The organism is Terribacillus saccharophilus, assembly GCF_002272075.1.
GTDB lineage: Bacteria > Bacillota > Bacilli > Bacillales > Amphibacillaceae > Terribacillus > Terribacillus saccharophilus_A.
In genome coordinates this window covers 81,649-104,524 of the sequence record NZ_NPBJ01000016.1, presented here as the reverse complement: position 1 = coordinate 104,524, position 22,876 = coordinate 81,649, and the positions used below count along the sequence as shown (strand labels likewise).

Here is a 22,876-nt window from a genome sequence, read left to right as displayed (position 1 = left end):
GTGTAAGTATGTTGGGTTTGAAAGAACGTCAGCTAGAAAGAAGAATAGAAGAGTTGGAGAAATACCGCTATCGGGATCGACATGATTTGCAGCATTTTCTAGCATTGGAGGATCAGGATAAGAAGGTCGCACCTGAAGTACCAGGTCTGGAAGCTTTTAAAGAGAAGCTGCATGTTGGGGACCATTGGAAAGGCCGAGATCGCTATCTATGGCTGGCAAAGGAAATCGTTCTTCCTGAGGAATGGGCAGGGAAACAGGTAGTTGGTGTATTCGATTTTGGCAAGACCGGCGGCGGAGGAAATTCAGGCTTTGAGTCACAATGCTATGTGAACAATGTAATGTATCAGGCGGTAGACTCCAATCACCAGGAACTGTTCTTTGAGGATGAGTGGTATGGTGATTCTATTCTTTTGGCATTTCGTCTCTGGTCAGGATTAGAAGGAGGTGGCAAAAGGGTAGACCAGGAGCATCAAATAAAGCGCGCTGAAGTAGCCCTTTTCGATGAACAAACCGATGATTTTTATTATACGACCTTTGCCATTCTTGAAACAATACGTGTACTAGACGAGAATGCCGCGGAGCGGGTCCAGTTATTATCGCTGTTAGACCAGACTATCCGGTTAATTGATTGGAGCTCCCCAGGAAGTGATATATTCTATCATTCTATTTATGAGGCAAACGACTATCTCCAAAGAGAATTGGATAATCTGGACAGCGATTCTCCAATCACAATTCGTTGTATCGGTCACACTCATATTGATGTAGCTTGGCTGTGGCGTTTGAAACATACGAGAGAAAAAGCAGGCCGCTCCTTCTCGACTGTTTTACGTCTGATGGAAAAATATCCTGACTATAAGTTTCTGCAAACACAGCCGCAGCTTTATAGTTATGTAAAACAAGACTTCCCGGAACTGTACGCTCAGATTAAGGAGAGAATTGATGGTGGTCAGTGGGAAGTGGACGGTGCGATGTGGCTGGAGGCTGATTGTAATTTACCTTCTGGTGAATCATTGGTGCGTCAGATCTTACAGGGTGCCAAGTTCATCCAGGAGGAATTCGGAAAAGATGTGAACTACCTCTGGCTGCCAGATGTGTTCGGATATTCATGGGCATTGCCTCAGATTCTCAGCAAGGCAGGGATCAATACATTCTTAACGTCCAAGATTAGCTGGAACCAATTCAATCGGATGCCAAATGACACATTTACATGGCGAGGGCTGGATGGAAGTGAAGTGCTGACACAATTTATCACGACACCTGATCCATCACCAAGGGAAAATACATGGTTCGCTACGTATAACGGTCAAATCCTGCCTGATACAGTAACAGGAACTTGGGATAACTATAAAAACAAAGCACTTACAAAGGAACTGCTTCTTTCCTATGGATACGGAGATGGCGGAGGCGGCGTGAACAGGACCATGCTTGAAATGCGGAGAAGACTGGATCGTATGCCAGGGCTGCCTAACGTCAAAACAGGCGATGTTAAAAGTTATTTCGAATCACTCCATGATCAGACCCAGAATACATCAGAGTTCATGCCAGTGTGGGATGGAGAACTTTACTTGGAATATCACCGCGGTACGTATACGAGTCAAGCCTACAATAAGAAAATGAACCGCAGGATGGAACTGAAGCTGCGTGAGACAGAATTCCTGCATGTATGGAAAGCAATTCAGGCAGATGACTTTTTGAAGTATCCATCTTCTACTTTAGAAGAGGTATGGCGGACATTATTACGTAATCAATTCCACGATATTATTCCGGGATCTTCAATTCGGGAAGTATATGAAGATAGTGAAAAGGAATACGAGGATGGGTATGCAAAGCTGCAAGCGCTGCAGAAGGTTGCAGCAGACGATTTGATTACAGATGAAAAGCATACATGGAGCATTGTGAATTCTTCATCGTGGCAATTGAATGGTATTGTCAAGATAGAGACAGAGGATGACGGTGTATGGGAGGATGAAAACGGCAGCCCTTTGGCAGCTCAAAAACACAAAGGCGGCTGGCTGGTCGAAGTACCGGCTGTACCGGGAACAGGAAGTAAGCAGGTTCATTTAAAGACCGACAAAAAAGATTCAGAACAGGATAATGCGTGGTTCCAGTTGAAGAACCGGGAGCTTGTAACTCCATTTTATGAAGCTAGGTTTAATGAATACGGTCAACTCCAGTCTCTATATGACAGGAAAGCAAAGCGTCATGTAATAGCTGAGTCGGAGAATGCAAATGTGTTTCAGGTGTTTGAGGATAAGCCACTGGATTACGATGCTTGGGATATCGATTTATTTTATCAGGAGAAAAAGAAGGAAGTCACAAACCTGCTCGATTTTACTCTGAAAGAAGCAGGTCCACTGCAGCTGGTGATAGAAGCGTGCTGGCAGTACGGTAATTCGACTATTCATCAAGACATTATCTTCTATCGCAACCGGAAAGTTATTGATTTTAAAACAGAAGTAGATTGGCATGAGCGTCAGCAATTATTAAAAGTAGCCTTTCCTGTCCAAATTCGGGCTACAGAAGCAACTTATGATATCCAATACGGCAATGTCAAACGACCGACACATTGGAATACTTCGTGGGATATAGCCAGGTTCGAATCTGTTGCGCATCAATGGGTCGATTTCTCGGAGCAAAATTACGGTGTCAGTCTGCTTAATGATTGCAAGTACGGACATGACATCAAAGATCATACAATACGTCTGTCTTTGATCAAATCCGCAATTGCACCGGATATCGAACAAGACCAAGGTCACCACGTATTTTCGTATTCCCTTTACCCACATGAAAAAGGATGGGTGGAGGCAAATACTGTACAAGAGGCATGGAAGCTGAATCAGCCGTTCCAAGTATACAGCGGAGTAAATGACAAAGACGGAGCAAAATTATTTTCTATAGATAACCCGCATGTGCAACTGGATGCAATTAAGAAAGCAGAAGATAATGAAGACATCATCATCCGCTTGCATGAATATACCGGTGGTACACAGCAGGTGACGATACAGCCAGAGTTCAACTATACCTTCTGGGAAGAATGTGATTTGAGGGAAAGAAAAGTAGACCAAAGCCCTCAGGAAGGAAATATAGAATTATCCTTCACTCCATATGAAATAAAGACAATTCGTATATCCAAATCATGAGAAAAGCCCCTTTGTGGGCTTTTCTTTTTTACTGTATACTTTCGATTACAAAAGCAAAGGAGGATACATATGCGTGCGTTCGGTAATAAAGAGCAAGGAAAAAACTATGTAGAGAGACGGGCTGTATACGGGATTCTGCACGGGGGCATATCCGGAAAAATAGGCGTGATTCGTAAAAGAAACGATCAATTATTTATGTTGCCTGGAGGTGGAATAGAGAACGGTGAGAATGAATTAGAATGTCTGGAAAGAGAGGTCGTGGAGGAAACTGGCTACACGATAAACGAGCCAGCATTTCTATGTCAAGGAACACAATACTTCCAGTCCAGAGATGCTAGTCACTATATACAAAATATAGGGAGTTTCTACAGCTGTACACTAGGAGTTAAAGAGATAGAACCAATGGAAGAGGATCATGAATTGATTTGGCTGACTCCTAAAGAAGCAGCGAGCAGATTATTTCATCAGCACCAAGCCTGGGCAGTCCGGCAATATATCGGATTACTAGATTAAATCGGATCAGCTTATATGTGCTTTGGATTCTAACTTTCCTATAGTATACTTTAGGAAAGTGTTTCCAATTATACATATAGCAGGGGGAATGGATTTGTCTGAACAAGAAATGCAGTATACGGCAAAGGACTTGGCTGCTTCATTGGATGTGACAACCTCGACGCTTCGAAGATGGGCGATTGCATTGGAAAGTGCTCATTATCCGTTTCAGCGGAACGAAAAAGGACAGCGGATATATACAGAACAGGATATCGCTACATTTAAAGAGTTAAAGAAATTACTTGGAGAAAAAATGACTTTTGCGGATGTAATTCAGAAGCTGACCGGGCATAACAAGTCTATGGAGAAGAAGTCAGAAACAGAGAAAATAATGAACGTAACTGCGGAGGAACTGGAGAAGCTTGTCTCACGTGCAGTGAAAAAAGCAGTGAAGAAAGAACGGGAAAAGCTGTTCAAACAGATGAAAAAGCAGATGAAAAAAGAGCTGGAGAAACTAAAAGAGAAAAATTAATTAGGTTACTATGTGATGTTTTTATTACCTTAAAGAAGATATGCCTCAATCTAAATGATACAAAATTCTAAAAAATAAGTCTAGTATTATTTTTAATTGATGCCAAAATGAAATTGTATTCGATTATAGATTAGGAGGCGTTATTATGAAGCAGAATATTTATGACAATGAAGTATTTTTTGAGAATTACAAGGCTCTGCGGGAAGATCCTGTGAATTACAATGAACTTCTGGAACAGCCTGAGATAAAACGAATGCTGCCTGACTTAAATGGCAAGCATGTTTTGGATATTGGCTGTGGCATGGGGGACTTGGCCAGGTATTGTGCGGAACATGGAGCTGAGCGTGTCACTGCTATTGATCCATCCAGCAAAATGCTGCAGGAAGCAAAACTCAGAAATGGTCATCCAGCAATTGATTTTGTTCAAACAGCATTAGAGGATGCAGTGCTGAAAAAAGAGAGTTACGACATTGCTGTCAGTTCACTAGTAATGCATTATGTGGCAGACTACGATGCAGTTATCCAGTCTATCCATGCATCATTGAAAGAAGACGGTATCCTTTTGTTCTCCACCGAGCATCCAATTGTAACTGCCAGAAAAGAAGGCGACAAATGGATTACAGATGAAGAAGGGAACCGGATTCATTTCGCGGTGGATAACTACCAGGAGCAAGGCAGACGTGAAGTTAAATGGTATGTAAATGGAGTAGTTTACTACCATCGGTCGTTCGCTGCGCTATGCAACGGACTTATACGGAATGGTTTCAGTCTCCAAGAAGTAACAGAGCCAATGCCAAGTGAAGCGGCAATTGCTCAGCTGCCGCGGATAGACCATGAGCTGCGCCGACCATCATTCATTATTTTGAAGGCGAGAAAAACAGCCCGTCCTTAATGGACGGGCTCCATTTCTACCCAGCCTCGAACGCTGTTGATCAGCCAGATGCGAGAAGCAGTTTGGAGGTCAGCCTTCGTCAATACAGCTTCTTGAATCGTCTCTTTTTCCAATAATTCTTGTCGCAGTGTGCCAGGCAGCAGGCCGCTGGAAACAGGAGGCGTCAGCAGCTTGCCATCCTGCTCGATGACAAGATTGCCAATCGTGAATTCAGTCAGCTCGCCAGCATCATTCCAAAGCAGCGTATCAAACACACCTGACTTCTCTATCTTATAATCTTCGTATACTTTGCGATAAGTCGTCTTGTGATAATAATATCGGCTTCTATTGTCAATTGGTGTGGCAGCCAAAGTGAATTTCTGTTTATTTTTAATCGATGCTGGCATTTCACTATAAAAGAGCTCAAGCTGTCCGCTCTGATTAGCTAAAAGACGTATCCGGTGAGATTGTCCAGGGTGCTCGTTTTGGTGTTGATACAGAAGCTTGCGGACAGCCGCTTCTTTAATCGGGATGCTGAAATAATCTGCAGACTGCAGCAGACGGCGTATATGTCTATCCTCCAATAGGAAAACACCACTTGAATACGCAATCGTTTCCAACAGCTCGAAATCAGGAAGCTGCTCCTGCAGTACAGATGATTTGGCGATTGCTTCCTCATACTCACCCTTAGAAGTGGAATCCCAAGTGATACCTCCGCCGACACTGTAGGTAGCCTGCTTTTCTGCCTTGTCGACAATTGCAGTACGGATTGGCACATTGAAGACAGCTTCGCCGCCTGGTTCAATATAGCCGATGGCACCGCAGTAAACCTCGCGCGGTTCAGATTCGAGGTCCGTAATTACTTTCATTGTGCTCGCTTTAGGAGCTCCTGTGATCGATCCGCATGGAAAGAGGGCCCGCATGATATCGATAATTGTTGTGCCTGGGACTGTTTCTGCTTCTATAGTTGAAGTCATCTGGTAAACTGTCGGGTATTTTTCAATTGTATATAACGCTGGAACATGCACAGTACCAAGCTTGGCAACCCTGCTGATATCATTGCGCAGCAAATCGACAATCATGACATTCTCCGCACGGTCTTTGACAGAGGCAGCTAAGGTTTCCAGCTGTTCAAGGTCCTGCGTGTATGTAAGTCCACGCTTGATCGTACCTTTCATCGGTTTTGTAATAATACGTTCTCCATCCCAGCGGAAAAATAATTCAGGAGAAGCGGATAAAATAGCAGTATCTTCCCACGCCAAATAGGCAGTATAATCGGCACGCTGTGCTCGCTGCATTTGGCGGAAAAGAGTAGCAGAATCACCAGCAAAGGCTGTGCGCAGACGCATTGTATAATTCGTCTGATATGTATTGCCAGCAGCAATTTCCTCTTTAATAGTCTGGATAGCTTGGTCATATGTTGTTTTTGAGATTGCTGGCTGCCAGTTCAGCTTAATCGGTGCTTCACTAATTGATTCTGGCTGCTCTTTACTAAAGGTCTTGTAAATACCAAATTGTAAAAGGGGCAGCTTTGATCCAGCAGCAGTGACATAGCTTGGATCGAATGCTCCAGCAGCTTCATAGGAAAGGTAGCCGGCAGCATAATATCCCTTTTCTGTATATACTTGCACCTGCTCCAGGCAGGGAATGACTTCATCTATTGTGTATGCGGTCAGCAGTGTATGCTGCTCTGTGAAACGCCGATGCTGTGTTTGTCCATTTGCATCAGCAAAATTGAAATAAGCGTACATAGAATATCTCCTTTCTTGCTTTCCTAGTATCTCATATGGTGGATAAGCGGAATAGCTTATCGGAATAGAGTAATTATTGAAACTATTTCCATATTATCTCGTAATAGTAGGTACAATATTTTAGGAGGAGTTGTACGTTGCGGACGATCCAAGTGTTGAAGGAAATAGGCTTTTGGGTGTTTGCTTGCATCTATTTGATCGGGATCCGTCCCAATCTCGACGGATATGTACTCTTGATACCGGATCTGCTTATTTGTGCGGCTATTGTACTTTCACTAACTGCATACGTACTTCGCTTCGGGCGGAAGAAAGGGTATTAGTAAGAGGAGGTAACAAGGGATGAAACCATTCGACTATACGGATGCCATTATATTGCTCACCTTCATCGTGTTTATGACAAGTATAGATTTAAGTCATATGAAATGGGTGGAGTGGGGAGTTTTGATTGTATACTGTGTATGGGCTTTCTTGATGGGATTTAAGACTGTAGCCATCTTGAAACAATCAAAATCAGAGAACTGATAGCCTGAAAGAGCTCTAATCTTAGTTGATCGCATTATCTCAGATGGAGGTAAGAGAATGCATATCATATTACATAAAGCAACAGAGGCAGATGCGGAGCTGATTCATGAATACCAGGTCGCAGCTTTTCAGCCGCTACTTGATAAGTATCAGGACTTGGACTCAAACCCTGCCAATGAGCCGTTATCACGTACAATTGAACGCATTAACAGAACAGACGGAGGATTTTACAAGATACTGACAGAGGGACAACTTACGGGCGCCATTTGCCTTTTTTCGAAAGAACCTTATGTTTATTGGATCAGTCCAATCTTCATTCATCCTTCTCACCAGGGGAAGGGAATCGCTCAGCAGGTTCTAAAGCTGGCAGAAAACATGTTTTCGGATGCTAGGATTTGGCGATTGGCCACCTTGCGGGAAGAAAAGGGCAACTGTCATTTGTATGAAAAAATAGGATATAAACTGACTGGCAAGATACAAACGTTGAATGAGCGGGCTACATTGGTTTATTACGAAAAGCGGATATAAAGTTTTGCGACGGGTGATTATGCGTAAAGACATTATGTCTGCCGAATGGATGCAGACGGATCTCCATCCATTTGATGAGCGGGGCAAAACAGCGTTAGCTGCTTTATTTTACAAGAGGTTTAGGGATACGATAGATGAAGAATACGATAGCAAGAATGCCTATTTAGGTGAAATACAGGATGTGTTGGATGGGAAGTACGGTCTATTCCTGCCTTCCTGTTCTTATTTCTCACAAACTTCTGAGGGGATAAACGGTGTTACGATGGTAACGCTCTTCCGTTCTGTTCCTTTGCTTGCTTATGTGGTCACTGCTCCGGAATGGCAGGGAAAGGGCGTTGCCACTAGTTTGATACAGTCTAGTGAGCAGGCCTTAGTTCGGCTAGGCTATGAAGCTCTTTATCTAGTTGTAACCAAGCAGAATTATCGCGCCAGATCACTTTATCGGACATTAGGATTCCGCGAAGCGGGGGAAGACTGGGATGCGGTGTCAGGAAGGGAGAAGCAGAAATGATTGCAGTAAGATTAGTCAAAGAACAGGATGCAGCAGATCTCTTATCTCTGGAGCTGCGAAATAAGGAATTCTTCCAGCTTTATACGGGGAAGCGTGAAGAGCACTTTTATACACTGGATGGTCAAAAGGAGCGTATTGATCGGGCAATTGCTTCTGCTGCTGATGATACTGGTTATTATTTTGTCATTCTTATGGATGAAAATATAATCGGTATTGTCATGCTGTCAGAGGTAGTGCGCTGGAATCTTCAGAGCTGCTGGATCGGCTATTTTCTTGATAAGGATCAAAACGGAAAAGGGTATATGACAGAGGCAGTCCGTCAGGTAGTGGCTATTGCTTTTGATGAATTGGAATTTCATCGGTTAGAGGCAGGTGTCATGCCGCATAATATCGGCTCTATCAAGGTGCTGCTAAAGGCAGGCTTCCATAAGGAAGGTATCGCAAAACAGAACGTCAAAATCAATGGAAAGTGGCAGGATCATCAAACTCTTGCTATCATTAACCCTCGGGACCTCATTTGAAGGAGAGGGAAGATAGATGAACAAATGGCTGCTTATAGCTGGGGTATTGGTGGAAATCATCGGTATTCTATTGATATTGTTCTGGCGAGTTGACGATATGGTTGCGATTATTAGTGGTATAGTAATTATTGTTATAGGGATAGTACTTTTCCAAATCGGATATTGGCGGATCATAAAAGCTCGCAAAAGAGGAATGAAAAGAAGATAAAGAAGTCAGCTGGTGGGGAAACTCAATCAGCTGGCTTTTTTTTATCTAAAATTTACGCTAGGTTTGCCTGCTGTTCTGCTATGCTAATGTTATCCAGTGAAAAGGAGTGTTACCAATAATGAAGAGCAAGTCATCCTCTATTGCGATCACTCTTACATGCTGCTGTATCTTCCTCTGTTGTCATGCGGTTGAAGCCTCATTAGATCCTAACTCATCTGTATCAATAAATAACAAAAGAGCAGACATTTTTATTTGCAGTTCAGATCCAGTTTTTCAAGAGACTAACGGAAAATATTCAACAGAAGATTTCCAAAACGCAATACCAGCTGAAATGCCAGTAGCAGAAGAATCTTGGCTGGAAACTTTGTTGCATACCTTTTTTAATAAAGACACGCAAGAAACAATCTCTTCTGATACAGAACAAGCGAGTCCACAAATGATTCCCTATAAGCGAAAGCCAATAAGCCTTTATCCGCAGAATTCCTACATTCATTGTTTGCTGTCTGCCCATATGAACACAGATCCATATGCGAATCTTCCCTATTAAGCTAGTCCATTAAGTCTATAAAATATTGAATATTTGTATGTCTTGTCGATTTAATAGGGAATAATACCTTGAATTATATTATTTATTAATATTCCATTTTTACCAAATTACTTTACAAATGTGGAATATTGCCGATATATAGTAATAGAGTGAAATTTTATGAATAGGGGCTTGATGTAATGAGTATGCAAGTACATGAGCAGACGGAACAGGCAATACATCCGATGTTGGACGCCTTTGTAAAGGTAGGGCCGTTCTTGCAGGATCTAATCAATGAAGATGTCACGATTGGTATCTATAATACGGAGAAGTTGATTATCAATTTCCCTGCCAAGACCTTTTCATTGAATGTTACACCTGGAGACCCATTAATGGATGGGGATATCGTAACAGCGGCTATTCGCCAGAACAAAAATCAATATGCAGTCGTACCGGAGGAGCTTTTCGGAATCAGTATTATCGCCCGTGCTATTCCGCTTCACGATGAAGCAGGAAATGTAATAGGCGGTATCGGAGTCGGTTTGAGCATCGAAAGTGCGAATCAATTGTCCTCAATTGCTTCTAATCTTTCTGATGTTATTGGCGACGTGACTGCAACAATCCAGGATATGGCGCAATCCATCTCTGGTTTGGCAGAAGGCATGAATTACATATCAAAGAAAGCTTCAGAGGTAACAGATAGCGTGGATACGATTGAGGAAGTATCCAACGTCGTTAAGGGTATTGCGGATCAGAGCAACTTGCTTGGTCTCAATGCTGCTATTGAAGCTGCGCGTGCTGGAGAACAGGGACGCGGATTCAGTGTGGTTGCAGATGAAATCCGCAAGATGGCAACTGGCTCCAAGGATCAGGTAACAGAAATCCATCAGATTACCGAGAAAATCAAGACTGTTATCGGCAAGCTGAGCAATTCAATTCAAGAAGCAAATGCAGAATCAGACACACAATCAGCTGCCATCGAAGAGCTGACAGCGACGATGGAAGAGATTAACGCTAATGTACAAACTCTAGCAAATCTAGCAAAAGAGAATATCTCAATCAAAGACTAATAGAGGTGACCGACATGGAAAATTTCAAGCATTTGAACAGTCAGTATATTAATGGAGAATGGCGTGAGGGTCAGAGCAGTGTAAAAATGGAGAATCGCAATCCATATAACGGTGAGCTAATTGCTACCTATCAAGCTGCAAGCTTAGATGATTTAAACGAAGCATATGAAGCATCTGCCCGTGTGCAGAAAGAATGGGCGAAAACAAACCCGGTAGCACAACGCGCTGTCTTCGAAAAAGCTGTTGCTTATCTCGAAGCAAACCATGAAGCATTTGTTGAGACTATCATCGAGGAAATTGGCGGTACAAGATTAAAAGCTGAATTCGAGATCGGTCTCGTTACAAATATCATCAAGGAAGCCTCAACATTCCCATTCCGAATGAACGGCCAAATCCTGCCGTCCCCGATTGATGGCAAGGAAAACCGTGTTTATCGTGTTCCTGTTGGAGTGGTGGGCGTTATCAGCCCATTCAACTTCCCATTCTTCCTATCCATGAAGTCTGTTGCGACTGCATTGGCAGCTGGAAATGGTGTTGTATTGAAACCGCATGAACATACTGCAATTACTGGTGGTACGATGATTGCGAAGCTATTCGAGGACGCTGGTCTTCCAAAGGGCTTGCTCAATGTCATTGTGACAGAAATCAGTGAAATTGGTGATAACTTCGTAGAGCATTCAATTCCTCGTGCGGTATCCTTCACAGGGTCTACTAAAGTCGGTAAACATATCGGAATGGTAGCCGGTAAGAATTTGAAAGAGGCGCATTTGGAGCTTGGCGGTAACAGTGCATTGGTAGTTTTAGAGGATGCAGATATGGAACTTGCAGTCAGTGCAGCTGTATTCAGCCGTTTCACTCACCAAGGTCAGATCTGTATGTCTGCCAATCGTCTGATTGTGCATGAAGATGTGTATGATGAATTCGTTGAAAAATACTTGGCGAAGGTTTCCAGGCTTACTTGCGGTGACCCGAAAGATCCAAGCACAATCATCGGACCGCTTATTAACGAACAGCAAGTGAAAACGACTGTAGCGTTGATTGAAAAAGGTATCGAAGAAGGTGCAACACCGCTAATCAAAGGTAAAGTGGAAGGTAACATTGTTGAGCCAGTAGTATTCGGCGATGTAACGCCAGATATGACACTTGCAAACGAAGAACTATTTGCCCCAGTCGTCAGCATTTTGAAAGTGAAGAGCGATGAAGAAGTGCTTGCCTTTGCAAATAACAGCGATTATGGCTTGAGCGGTGCTATACATACAAGAGATGTGGAGCGCGGTGCAGAGCTTGCGAAACAAATGGATACGGGTATGATCCACATCAACGACGGTACAATCAATGATGAACCTACTGTTGCTTTTGGCGGGGTGAAGAATTCCGGCCTTGGCCGCCTGAATGGCGATTGGAGCCTTGATGCATTCACAACAACAAAATGGATAAGCATTCAGCACGATCGCAGACAATATCCGTATAGCTAATGATAGAAGCCCCGCAGCTCATAAGGCTGTGGGGCTTTTTTTATGTGCAGCTACTCTGCAGCCATGGCATCCTGTTTGGTTCGATGAACTGTGCCATATGGATGTTCAGGCGGTGCATAAATAGTATAAAGCTTCAAAGGTGTACGACCGGTATTTATCACATTATGCCATGTTCCAGCAGGGACAAAGATGGCATAATCATCTTGGACATATTGCTGATATTGTAAGTTGTCTTTCCTAGGGCCCATTTGGACTAGTCCATGCCCGGATTCAATGCGTAGGAACTGATCGACATTCGGATGCCTCTCCAAACCGATATCTTCTCCTGGTCGGATACTCATCAATGTCACTTGAAGATGTTTTCCGGTCCAGATAGCTGTTCGGAAGAATCGATTATTTTCTGTAGCTTGTTCGATGTCGACAACATATGGTGAATTTCCGTGATCGTGTATTTGCTGCTGCCACTGATAATTGCGCCAGTCATTTGGACTCGGGGGCCAGTGATAGTGCGGATATCCAGGGTACATTTATCCTTCTCCTTTGCTGCAGTTATATCGTATCCTATGCTATTGCTCACTGAGAGTTCTTGGTGGTTTAAAGCAAAAGAAAGAGTACAGGAGGTTTTCCTGTACCCTGAAAAACGATCATTTAGCTTTGATTACGTCAATCCGTGGCATCTCCGGCTGTTTCATATCATTTCCCAAGAAATAACTTGTATGAGGTGGCTGGTTATAAGCAACATTCTGCCAAGCAACGCCTAAGCGGTAAACAGGGTCGTGCATTAAGGTAGGGAGTTTTTCTTCGGTTATGTCTGTTGTCGTATAAAGGACAAGAGCGCTGCTGTCTTCTGTACGCCAGATGGCTTCCTCACGCCAGTCACCGATTAAATCAGCCTGCAGGGCAGGATTTCCTTTTGTTCCATTGTTGGAGTAAGTTCCTTCGGCATCGAGTAATGTATCCAATTTTTCTGTTTCCGGGTTCCATTTTCCGATTAGGCCAGTACCAGTCTGGATGCTTTCATCGAAAGTATGATCAAGTATTTCACGTGTCAAGTCGCCGTCCCACCAGATAGCAAAATTGGCAGGAGGGATATTTGTGGAAATTTTCTCCCCTGAAGCAGCGTAGAGTCCACCTGTCGGGCTGTTCCATGCACCGTCAATTGCCCACATTTCTGCTCCTGGATAGCGAGGGTCAATGTCAGATGCAAGACCGCGTCCTACATCTATATTTGTAGGGATCCCCCAAATTAGTTCTCCTGTACGGGCATCGCGGAACTCTAATCCTGCTTCATTTGGATAGGATTCATGTACTTGGAATACTTCAAGCCCTGGTCTGCTTGGGTCTAAATCGCTAAGATGCATTGCATCACCGTGACCAAGACCAGTCGAATAAAGACCAGTGCCATCGTCGTCCAATGCCATCGCGCCATAGATGATTTCATCTTTGCCGTCTTCATCCACGTCTCCGATACTCAAATTATGATTACCTTGCTGTGCATAAGCTTCGTTTCCAGGTGTTTCACTATTGAACATCCATTGCTTTTTCAGTTTGCCATCTTTATAGGTATAGGCCGCAATTACTGTCTTTTCATAGTAGCCTCTTGCTTCAATGATACTCGGTGTTTTGCCATCCAGATAGGCGACTCCGGCAAGGAAACGGTCCCCTCGGTTCCCGTAACAGTCACCCCAATCACAAATATCCCCCCGGGCTGGTTCATAGTCGACTGTCTGCTTGATCTTACCCGTGTTGCCTTCGAATACAGTCAAATATTCTGGCCCTTCGAGTATATAGCCTGATGCATTGCGATGATCCGCGTCAGGATCGCCGAGAACTTTTCCTTTTGAATCTGTTGTTCCGTCAGCTGTTTTGACGACAAGCTCAGATTTTCCGTTACCATCAAAATCGTAAACGAGCATTTGTGTGTAATGGGCACCTGCACGGATATTATGGCCAAGATCAATTCGCCATTTATGCGTCCCATCCATTTCATAAGCATCGATTAAAACATTGCCTGTGTAGCCGGAGCGGGAATTATCCTGTGCATTGGATGGATCCCATTTCAAAATGATTTCCCATTCTCCGTCACCATCCAGATCTCCGACGCTGGCATCATTGGCATTATAAGTATAGGACTTCCCATCCGGTGTTTTACCATCAGCTGGCTTTTGAAGGGGGATATGCAGCTGATTGTTTTGCCATACTTTAATCTTATCCTGATCTACGCCTTTTCCGATTGCTTCTACACGATATACACTATTTACAGTACCATCTTTATCCAGGAAATTTGTGCTGTGTTTCACAGGTTTCCGAGTGATTTTCTTACCGTCGCGATATACATGAAAGGAGGTTTTTTTCGTATCGTTCCCGAGGAATCTCCAGCTTAAGAAGACACCATCCTCTGTCTGGACGGCAACAGCGCCACGTTCCAAATATTCCATTTGCCTTTTAGGCAGTTTCTTGGCATCGGCAGAGAAGGGGATTGCGAATGTCAGAAGCAGGACGAGCAGCAAAAGCAGACATTTTTTCAATATAACCATTCCTCTCCTTATTTGTTGAAGCGCTTTCATTTTAATGCAGTAGGAAGGTTAATTCTTATTAGACAAGGCAGGGCATTCTCAAATATGGTTGTAAATATCTTAAAATCCATGCCTGAATAGGCATGGCTCATCAGTTAAATTATTATTTAGCAGTCCCTAATGTATGAATCACATGAGCTGTACAATTGATGCCGTTCAGGAAATAATCCACATCAAGATTCTCGTTCGGCGAATGGTTATGCTGATCAAAATTCGCATAAGGAACGATGATAGATGGCAAGCCTAGTATACCTGTCCACACATAATCCGGAAGGGAGCCACCCATACTCGGCTGAATGAGCGGGTCTGTTTGGTAAGCATTCTCGACTGCGCTGATTACTTTCTGAACAATCGGCAGCTCCGCTCTTGTGCGTGAGGGCTGCATGCTGCCCAAGTATGTAACCTCTACGTCAGGGGCATAGGCTTGAACATGCTTTTGGATCTTTTCAAAGATATCGTTTGGATCCTGATCCACAACGAGCCGAATATCCATTTTGAGACGAGCAGTGGAAGGGATGATCGTTTTCGTTCCTTCTCCTGTATAGCCGCTTTCCATACCAAAGATATTAAAGGTAGGCTCACCAGTCATCTTCTGATAGTAGGAAGGACCATCCATGGACAGGTCCGGATAGCCGATCTTTTCACCTAATGATTTCTTGTCATAAGGTAGCTTCGTAAGCAGCTGCTCCTCATAAGCGGTGAACGGACGGATGCTATCATAGAAGCCTTCTATTTTGACATGACCGTCAGCGTCTCGCATTGTATGCATTAGCTCGATCAGTTTCCAGGCAGGGTTAGGAACAATATTTCCAGTGTTGCCAGAATGGTTATCCCGATCTGCTCCTTTGCTATCGAATTGAATGGAAAGCATTCCGCGTACACCAAGCAGCACGAGTGGGGAAGAGCTGTTATGAGACGGGCCATCAGATGTGTAAACAAGATCCGCTTGCAGCAGATCTTTATGCTCTTTCACAAATGCTGCAAGATTTGTACTGCCTTTTTCTTCTTCACCTTCGAAGACGAATTTAATGTTGATAGGCAGATCGCCCACTGTATTCAAGTAGCTTTTGACGCCGAACAACTGAGCCATCAGCTGACCTTTGTTATCGCCTACACCGCGGGCATAGATTTTGCCGTTGCGGATTTGGGGTTCGAATGGAGGAGATTCCCACGCATCGTAAGGCTCAGGAGGCTGTACATCGTAGTGTCCATAGATAAGTAAAGTGAAAGCTTCCGGATCCTTGATCAATTCTCCATATACGACTGGATGACCGGCCGTCGGAATGATTTTTGTCTCTATTCCGAGTTCCTCCATCATTCCTTTCAATAGTTCAGCGCATTCCTCAATTCCGTCATTCTGCGTACTGATGCTTCGCTGGCGCAGCAAGGTGAATAGCTGGTCCAGGAAGTCTTGTTTATTTGTTTGTATATAATCCTTTAATGCAGATGAGTTCATATAATTCTCCTTTATTTCTTAATTCAATGTTCCAATCAGAACTGTGGCAATCAAGATTGAACAAGTCGTCACAGTTGTGAAACCGCCCATAAGCATGGGTGTCACAATCTCATTCATGATGGCTTCTCTTTCTTCTTCTGTTTCTCCGACTTCACGGCTGATTTCCTCACAAAGGATATAGTCTGCAGGGAAACCGAAAAGTGCTGTCAATGCAACAGGCATACCAAGATACTTTCCGACACCGAGAAGCTTGGAAGCGAGCAATCCTCCTATTGTTACACCTGCCGTACCAAGCAAACATATCAATAGAATTTCTGGAATATAGCTGGCCAAAGCAGCTGGTGTCACATCATCCATTGAAGAAATAACGATGAAGATGACAGCAATCATGGCAATTCCGGTTGCGTTTGCTTTTTCCATTGTCTTGGCAGGATAGAAGCCGATATAGGCACCAATTACCCCGATGATTAAACAGAAGATAGTGTAGTTGACGCCGGTGACAGCATCAAGGATAACAGCGATACCGCTGCCCAAATAAAGCTGAAGAATGAAAATAAGGGATGTCTGATATTTTTCCGGTAAAAGTAATTTGCGTTCGTTCTGGGCTTTGACTACTTTATTTGGCCGTTCTTCTGAAACTTCCTCTTTTTCCAAAGCTGCACCGCTGTGCAGGCGGGCCTGTACTTGCTGTTTCACAACAAGGGCATGCCTTTTTAAGAAGAAGGAAGCAAGTGGGATGCCGAATAGCTTATGAATGCTTAGTACTAATGCTGGGATGATGACAAGGCTGGATAATCCTAACTCGGTCAGTTTTTCACTCGTAACGAGATATGCTACAATTCCGCCGACGACTGGACCTGCACCTGCTACTGCAGTCTCATAATCAAAGAATATCGGAACAATTGCTAGTACTAGTGCTACTGCAGTAAGGGAACCAATCAAAGCGATCAAGATAGGTTTCAGCTGTCCTTTGATCAAGGAGAACGGAACAAGTGTACCAAGGTGGACAATGAATGGTGCAACAATCAGGGATCCGAAAGCTGTAATGACTGAATCAGACATTAGTCCATTTGGGATGATTCCTGCCCAAAGGAGCCCAACGTATAGCAGCAAAGCTGCCAGCAGCATTGGAATGCGTGCTTTCGTCCAGATGGAGATGAGTTCTCCTAAACCTAACACAGCAATCAATAAAAGGGTGATCATGACAGGGTTGCTACTGATCTCACTCCACATGTACATCCTCCTCCATTTTCTATGTAAGAATATTAATAAAAACTAAACTATATTCAGAAAATTGTCAACATACTAATCAATTAAAGCGAAAAATCTGCTAGGCTAAAAGTCTTGTTTTCTGTATAATAAGCTCATTCAATGGAGAAACGAGGAGAAGGATGGGTATATTACATGCCTTTACACTGCCGTCTGTCCCTAAGGAAAACAAGCAGAAGCTTAAGGAAGTTGTCTTAGAGGAGAATTGGAAAAGAACGAAACTGTTCGCTATCATCATATTGTTCTTTGAAGCTATCTTGATTGTGAGGCAGCTTCCAGGAGGAATTGATTTATATGTAGGGCTGTATCTTGGATTGTTCAGTGCAGCAGCTATCTACTTGCTTTGTATATACATAATGGGAAAAAAGAAGATACCTACCGGATACAGAATGTTTATGGTTCATTTCTTTGTATTTCTGTTCCTGGCTTGGGGGACGATGGTTACACTGTTGGATCAGCTGCATTACGGCCACGTCATGGCATTTGTGGTTAATTATATGTGTGTATCGACATTGTTTCTCGCAAATGGTAAGCATTATCTGTTGTTTGCTCTTCCAAACGTTGTTTTTCTTTATGTCGGTTTGCCTTTCTACCAGCAATCAGCGAATATGCTGTCAGGTCATTATACGAACCTTACAGTATTCATTTTCTTTTGCTGGCTGGCGTCACAGCTGCTGTATAAGGGGTTCGCTGCAAACTTTTTCAATAAGCTTTTACTGACAGAGATTAATGAAGAATTAGAAGCGCAGATTGCCCAAAATGAAGTGATGAACGAGCAACTGAAGAAACAAGCAATGCTGGATGAGCTGACCGGTGTACCGAATAGGAGGGGCTTCCAGGATTATATTCATTCTGCATTGGCTAATGAGTCGAAACGACGTCTCTCTTTATTCCTGCTCGATGTCGATGCCTTTAAAAGCTATAACGATCATTACGGGCATTTGCGAGGAGATGAAGTGCTTCGTCTTGTGGCGCAGTGTGTCTATCAAACTACAGCGATTCCGACAGCGGGCTGGGCAAGGTATGGCGGAGAGGAATTCGTTTTGGCTGTTTTTGATCAGTCTTCTGAAGAGTTGGACGAGCTGGCTGAATCAATCCGGCAGGCAGTGCAGGAGCTCCGTATTGACCATGCATTTTCACCGGTCTCAGATAAGGTGACTGTAAGTATCGGTGCATATAGTGCTGCTATATCAAAAGGTATACAGTTATCGTATTTCCTCGGACAAGCGGACGAAGCTTTATACGAAGCGAAACGTTCCGGTCGGAATACTTATATTAAAAGAGAAGAGCTAAGCGAATCATTCGCTTAGCTCTTTTTCCTTATACATAACCTGGACGAATCGTTTCAATTCTTCTGTCAATCCGCTGATTGGCTCTTGGAATCGGGGATTTTCCCGGTATTCAAGAGCTACTGAAGCCCTATAATTCAAATCGTCAATCGGCAGAATAACGATATTGGACATTCTCTGCTCACTTATATGATACAAAATTGACCGCGGCAGTACTGTAAATCCATGACCGCCTTCCACGAAAGCAAGCATGTTCTGAACATCATCGACCATTTGATAATCTTTGGCCTGTACCAACCTTAAAAGAGAGCTGATCTTATCCAAATTATTCGTCAATGCTGCGTGCTCGAAGACAATCAATTTCTTATCGAGTTTGACTGAATTTGCGAGCTTGCCGTCCAAAATTGTAACATCATCCTTATGACAAAGGAAAACTAACTCGTCCTGGAGCAGCGGCTCACAGAGAAACGGAGTCTTTGCTTTGTTTTCATAATGGATGGAAAACTGGATGCTGCCATATTCCAAAAGCTTCTTCAAGACATTAGTCGGTCTTGTAATGAACTTGAATGGAATGTGCGGAAAGTGTTCCTGCATGTAGGGGATGATAATGTGGTTGAATACCGGTGCAAGCCAAATGTTGATTCCAATCCGCAATTCATCTTTGCCTGCTGTAATACTGCTCAGCAACTGATAGCTTATTTTATTATCACCAGTAAGTGCAAACGATGCATCCTGCAGTTCCCCGAGAAGCTCAATCGCATAGGGAAGGAAAAAATAACCTTCTTCGGTCAGTTCGATTCCGTCCCAGCTCCGTTTCAATAAGACGAAGTCAAGTTCTTCCTCCAGTTTTCGAATTCGTGTACTCAATGTAGGCTGTGTAATATGTAAGGCTTTTGATGCTTTGGATATACTTTTATTGGAGACAACTGAAAGAAACGACTCCAATCCGTCAATGTTCATTATCCTTCACTCCTGCTGTTCTATACTGTTCATATTATATTTTTTTGGGCAAAATGTATAGGAAACTGTATAAAATTCCTTTATCTTCAAGAGCAGTGCTTGTATTTCCAATCGAGAACAATTAAGATGAAAGGATGCACCAATGACGCCATAACGAATGGCATAGAAAGGATTTAATTATGAAAAATAAACGTCCACGCTCTCGTGGGTTCCAGCCTGCGAAGCCGAAAGTATATAACGTTACAGAAGAAGCAGAACTATTACCTTTCCTGTTGGAGGTTGTAGGCAAAAGCCGTAATTCAGTGAAATCTATCTTGGCCCGTGGTCAGGTTTCTATTAATGGGCGTGTTTCCACGCAATTTAATGACAAACTGCAACCAGGTCAGGAAGTTACCATCCGAACAGATATGGTAACAGAAGCAGCACCGCTGCAGGGCATTACAATCATGTATGAAGATGATACCCTCATTGTTATCGAGAAAGCTTCTGGACTGTTGTCAATCGCTTCCAATAATGAAAAAGAGAATACAGCTTACAGACAGCTATCTGATTATGTAAAAGCGCAACATAGTGATAATAAGATATTTGTCGTCCACCGTCTTGACCGCGATACATCCGGTGTGATGGTGTTCGCTAGATCAGAGAAAATTAAAAAGATAATGCAGGAATCATGGCAAACAACGAAGGAACGAGCTTATGTTGCGCTCGTTGAAGGCGATGTTTCAAAATCAGAAGGAACCATTACCTCCTGGCTGAAGGAAACCAGTACACATAAGATGTATTCCAGTAAGTACGAGAACGACGGATTGAAGGCAGTGACGCACTACCAAGTACTTCAAGGGAACAAGGACTTTACGTTAATGGAAATCAGCTTGGAAACAGGACGAAAAAACCAAATTCGTGTCCACATGCAAGACATCGGGCATCCGATTGCAGGGGACAAAAAGTACGGAGCGGAAGATCGTTCCATCAAACGCCTTTGCCTGCATGCACGCAAGCTGAACTTCAAACATCCTGTCAATGGCATGCCACTAAGGTTTGTATCGGATATTCCGAAGCTATTTACATCTAAATCAAGATAACTTGTAAAGCAGAGCAGATATGCTCTGCTTTTTTTTCTATAAAAAAAATCTATACCTATTGCCACATGCTTCCATGTACAATACTATATCCATAAGTGATATATCAAATATGGATATAAAGGAGAACGACTATGGCAAAAGGAAAATCGCTGGATGAACTGACGGATCCGGTTTTTTATATTCTTGTCGCATTAGTTGAACCGAGACATGGGTATGCCATTATGCAATATGTTGAAGAAGAAACGGAAGGGACATTTAAGATAGGACCCGCAACGCTGTATACCATTATTAAAAAATTGCTGGATTCTGGCTTAATAGAAGCTGAACCTGACAGCGAGCCACGGCGGAAAACCTATGTTGCAACTAACTATGGCATTTCCAAACTGGAAGAGGAAGTCGAAAGACGGAGCAGAATGGTCGATCTTGCGACAATTGTATTACAGACGAGGGGGAGGAAGGGACAATGAGACACAAGAAGTATATGTCTTCAGGCGGACTGGCTTTTTCCGAAAAAAAGGATATGCAAAAGCTTGCCAAGCAGGCAGCCAAGGGTTGGCATCTGCAGGATTTTGCGTTTATGGGTTACAGGCTTGTGCGGGGAGAGCCGAAGCAGGTGCAATACATGATCGATTACCGCACGATAGATGAAGCAGAGGAACAAGAGTATTTGGATATGTTCGAGCATGCCGGCTGGACATTTGTGTGTGGTTCTTATGGGATGTATATATTTGAGGCTCCTATCGATGCAGCTCCGATCTATACGGATGTAGATACGAAGCAGGATAAACTGAAGCGTTCAGCTTCCTTTATACCGAAGCTAGCTTTAGTGAGTACTGTTCTGACTTTAATCAGCTTTTGGATTTACTACGTGACAGATAGCTGGATTGCAGCGATTGTTTGTTTACTGTTATTCATTCTTGCTGTCTTGAGTATTTGGATGACAGCAACATTTTATTATCGTTCGCTCAAGCTGATACGAAAGGGAGAGGACTAATGCAAAGAAGACCTTTATTCGGATTCGCGATACTAGTGCTTTTTCTGGTGGGTGTCTATTTCTTACTGCCCAATTTGCAACCGATAGTCAGTTTATTTTCCATATTCGGTGTGGCAGGTCTGCTGGCAATCACACTGCATGAGGCAGGCCATGTCATTGGCGGCAAAGTCATGGGAATGCAATTTGGTTATTTTGTAGCTGGTCCTTTTCATATCGAGAAGGGGAGAAAAGGGATTAGAATAAGAGAAAACCGCAACTGGGGACTCATCGGCGGAGTTGCCTTGATGCATCCTGCAGAAGGAAGGTCCGAAGACAGGCTTCGGAAGGATTTAGCTGTCATGACGATGAGCGGGCCTCTCACAAGCCTTGCTTTAGGGTTGCTGATGCTGGCAGTCTGGTACACGAGTGGAATAGAATTTTTCGCCATATGCAGTATGTTTCATGGAGTGATCCTGTTTGCTACGATCCTGCCGCTGCCAAATGGACAATTTCAGACTGACGGAACTGCTTTCTTTCATTTGATTAAACGTACCAATGAAGCAAAAAGTAAGATTCAGTCTGCTCTTTTAACTGGCGAAATGTACGGAGCGAAGCGTCCTTTACAGTGGTCGTCCAGTATGTACAAAGCATGTCAGGAGAAAATGGATAGAGCAACTGATGTAAAGGAAGTATTTATTGAAGCAATGTTTGTCTTTTACGTGGAAGCGGATAGGGATGGAATTATGCCGGCAATTGATCGGCAAATCAATCATTTCCGGATAAAACCAGATAAGAAGTCTGCTATTTATTATGGTCCATTCCTGGAATGGCGCATGCTGGCAGATGCCTTATGCGGCACATTGGATAATCAGAAACTAAGCGAATATGCGGCAGGGGTCTCAAGTTTAAGTGATGGCACTTATAGTCGGATGCAAGCGATGGTGGCTTGGTCCAGGCAGGATGGAGACAAAGCATTGATGTATAGCAAAGAAGCTTTTGCTCCTTATGAAAAATTGAATGGATTCGGAGTATTAGAGCGTGAGTGGACGAGAATGCTCGCTGCTCGCATTCGTACATCAGCTAAGACGATAGCATAAAAAAGAAGGCTCCCAGTCGGGGGCCCT

23 protein-coding genes and 1 pseudogene are annotated in these 22,876 nt (G+C 43.4%); 18 read left to right on the top strand and 6 right to left on the bottom strand.

All coding sequences use genetic code 11. The features are described 5' to 3' along the window. Positions 1-8: 8 nt before the first annotated feature. From CHH48_RS08780 to CHH48_RS08765, 4 genes are all read left to right on the top strand, one after another. Positions 9-3,140 (top strand): alpha-mannosidase, encoded by a 3,132-nt coding sequence (locus CHH48_RS08780; RefSeq protein ID WP_095218767.1) that lies wholly within the window; start codon positions 9-11, stop codon positions 3,138-3,140. Positions 3,141-3,209: 69 nt separating this feature from the next. Further along, positions 3,210-3,653 (top strand): NUDIX domain-containing protein, encoded by a 444-nt coding sequence (locus tag CHH48_RS08775; protein ID WP_095218766.1) that lies wholly within the window; start codon positions 3,210-3,212, stop codon positions 3,651-3,653. A gap of 94 nt (positions 3,654-3,747) precedes the next feature. After that, positions 3,748-4,164 (top strand): helix-turn-helix domain-containing protein, encoded by a 417-nt coding sequence (locus CHH48_RS08770; protein WP_176466404.1) that lies wholly within the window; start codon positions 3,748-3,750, stop codon positions 4,162-4,164. Positions 4,165-4,309: 145 nt separating this feature from the next. Beyond that, the gene (locus tag CHH48_RS08765; protein ID WP_095218764.1) at positions 4,310-5,056 is read left to right on the top strand and encodes a class I SAM-dependent methyltransferase; all 747 of its coding nucleotides are present in this window, start codon (positions 4,310-4,312) and stop codon (positions 5,054-5,056) included. Here the strand turns inward: CHH48_RS08765 and pabB are convergent. Next, entirely contained in the window at positions 5,053-6,786 is a 1,734-nt protein-coding gene (gene pabB / locus CHH48_RS08760) for an aminodeoxychorismate synthase component I (RefSeq protein ID WP_095218763.1), read from the bottom strand. The two genes, CHH48_RS08765 and pabB, sit on opposite strands and share 4 nt — an antisense overlap. A 137-nt stretch (positions 6,787-6,923) precedes the next feature. On the opposite strand from pabB, the gene CHH48_RS08755 reads away from it, so the two are divergent. The 9 genes and pseudogenes from CHH48_RS08755 (at position 6,924) to CHH48_RS08715 (ending at position 12,147) form a co-directional block, all read left to right on the top strand. Beyond that, complete coding sequence (locus CHH48_RS08755; protein ID WP_095218762.1) at positions 6,924-7,106, top strand: hypothetical protein; 183 nt, start codon at positions 6,924-6,926, stop codon at positions 7,104-7,106. Positions 7,107-7,125: 19 nt separating this feature from the next. Further along, positions 7,126-7,308, top strand: a complete 183-nt coding sequence (locus CHH48_RS08750; protein ID WP_095218761.1) for a hypothetical protein — start codon at positions 7,126-7,128, stop codon at positions 7,306-7,308. 57 nt (positions 7,309-7,365) lie between these two features. Beyond that, positions 7,366-7,836, top strand: coding sequence for a GNAT family N-acetyltransferase (locus CHH48_RS08745; protein ID WP_095218760.1), 471 nt, complete (start codon positions 7,366-7,368; stop codon positions 7,834-7,836). A 13-nt stretch (positions 7,837-7,849) separates the two neighbouring features. Further along, positions 7,850-8,347, top strand: a complete 498-nt coding sequence (locus CHH48_RS08740; RefSeq protein ID WP_245840352.1) for a GNAT family N-acetyltransferase — start codon at positions 7,850-7,852, stop codon at positions 8,345-8,347. Then, positions 8,344-8,847: pseudogene (locus CHH48_RS08735) on the top strand (GNAT family N-acetyltransferase); the annotation flags it as partial. The gene CHH48_RS08740 and the pseudogene CHH48_RS08735, both read left to right, overlap by 4 nt. A gap of 37 nt (positions 8,848-8,884) precedes the next feature. Further along, on the top strand, positions 8,885-9,076 hold the full coding sequence (locus CHH48_RS08730; protein ID WP_095218757.1) for a hypothetical protein: 192 nt from the start codon (positions 8,885-8,887) through the stop codon (positions 9,074-9,076). 118 nt (positions 9,077-9,194) lie between these two features. Then, positions 9,195-9,623, top strand: a complete 429-nt coding sequence (locus tag CHH48_RS08725) for a hypothetical protein (protein ID WP_095218756.1) — start codon at positions 9,195-9,197, stop codon at positions 9,621-9,623. Positions 9,624-9,802: 179 nt separating this feature from the next. Further along, entirely contained in the window at positions 9,803-10,672 is an 870-nt protein-coding gene (locus CHH48_RS08720; protein WP_141230061.1) for a methyl-accepting chemotaxis protein, read from the top strand. Between the two features lie 14 nt (positions 10,673-10,686). Then, positions 10,687-12,147, top strand: coding sequence for an aldehyde dehydrogenase family protein (locus tag CHH48_RS08715; protein ID WP_095218755.1), 1,461 nt, complete (start codon positions 10,687-10,689; stop codon positions 12,145-12,147). Positions 12,148-12,197: 50 nt separating this feature from the next. Here the strand turns inward: CHH48_RS08715 and CHH48_RS08710 are convergent, their stop codons facing one another. From CHH48_RS08710 to CHH48_RS08695, 4 genes are all read right to left on the bottom strand, one after another. Next, positions 12,198-12,674 carry a cupin domain-containing protein gene (locus tag CHH48_RS08710; RefSeq protein ID WP_095218754.1) on the bottom strand — a complete coding sequence of 159 codons (477 nt, stop codon included), beginning with the start codon at positions 12,672-12,674 and terminating at the stop codon, positions 12,198-12,200. 117 nt (positions 12,675-12,791) lie between these two features. After that, positions 12,792-14,585 (bottom strand): rhamnogalacturonan lyase, encoded by a 1,794-nt coding sequence (locus CHH48_RS08705; RefSeq protein WP_095218891.1) that lies wholly within the window; start codon positions 14,583-14,585, stop codon positions 12,792-12,794. A gap of 241 nt (positions 14,586-14,826) precedes the next feature. Continuing rightward, the gene (locus CHH48_RS08700) at positions 14,827-16,179 is read right to left on the bottom strand and encodes a M20/M25/M40 family metallo-hydrolase (protein ID WP_095218753.1); all 1,353 of its coding nucleotides are present in this window, start codon (positions 16,177-16,179) and stop codon (positions 14,827-14,829) included. Between the two features lie 18 nt (positions 16,180-16,197). Beyond that, positions 16,198-17,412: a hypothetical protein gene (locus CHH48_RS08695; RefSeq protein WP_095218752.1), complete on the bottom strand. Its 1,215-nt coding sequence runs from the start codon at positions 17,410-17,412 to the stop codon at positions 16,198-16,200. 158 nt (positions 17,413-17,570) lie between these two features. On the opposite strand from CHH48_RS08695, the gene CHH48_RS08690 reads away from it, so the two are divergent. Continuing rightward, positions 17,571-18,758 carry a GGDEF domain-containing protein gene (locus CHH48_RS08690; RefSeq protein ID WP_095218751.1) on the top strand — a complete coding sequence of 396 codons (1,188 nt, stop codon included), beginning with the start codon at positions 17,571-17,573 and terminating at the stop codon, positions 18,756-18,758. Here the strand turns inward: CHH48_RS08690 and CHH48_RS08685 are convergent. Continuing rightward, entirely contained in the window at positions 18,747-19,697 is a 951-nt protein-coding gene (locus CHH48_RS08685; RefSeq protein WP_095218750.1) for a LysR family transcriptional regulator, read from the bottom strand. The genes CHH48_RS08690 and CHH48_RS08685 overlap by 12 nt on opposite strands. Positions 19,698-19,876: 179 nt before the next feature. On the opposite strand from CHH48_RS08685, the gene CHH48_RS08680 reads away from it, so the two are divergent. The 4 genes from CHH48_RS08680 to CHH48_RS08665 all read left to right on the top strand — a co-directional run bounded on the left by CHH48_RS08680 (position 19,877) and on the right by CHH48_RS08665 (position 22,849). Beyond that, positions 19,877-20,779 (top strand): RluA family pseudouridine synthase, encoded by a 903-nt coding sequence (locus tag CHH48_RS08680; RefSeq protein WP_095218749.1) that lies wholly within the window; start codon positions 19,877-19,879, stop codon positions 20,777-20,779. Positions 20,780-20,910: 131 nt separating this feature from the next. After that, positions 20,911-21,246: a PadR family transcriptional regulator gene (locus tag CHH48_RS08675; RefSeq protein ID WP_095218748.1), complete on the top strand. Its 336-nt coding sequence runs from the start codon at positions 20,911-20,913 to the stop codon at positions 21,244-21,246. After that, entirely contained in the window at positions 21,243-21,773 is a 531-nt protein-coding gene (locus CHH48_RS08670) for a DUF2812 domain-containing protein (RefSeq protein WP_095218747.1), read from the top strand. Before CHH48_RS08675 ends, CHH48_RS08670 begins: the two co-directional genes overlap by 4 nt. Next, positions 21,773-22,849 carry a M50 family metallopeptidase gene (locus tag CHH48_RS08665; protein WP_095218746.1) on the top strand — a complete coding sequence of 359 codons (1,077 nt, stop codon included), beginning with the start codon at positions 21,773-21,775 and terminating at the stop codon, positions 22,847-22,849. The genes CHH48_RS08670 and CHH48_RS08665 overlap by 1 nt, the downstream gene beginning before the upstream one ends. The last annotated feature ends 27 nt before the right edge of the window (positions 22,850-22,876 follow it).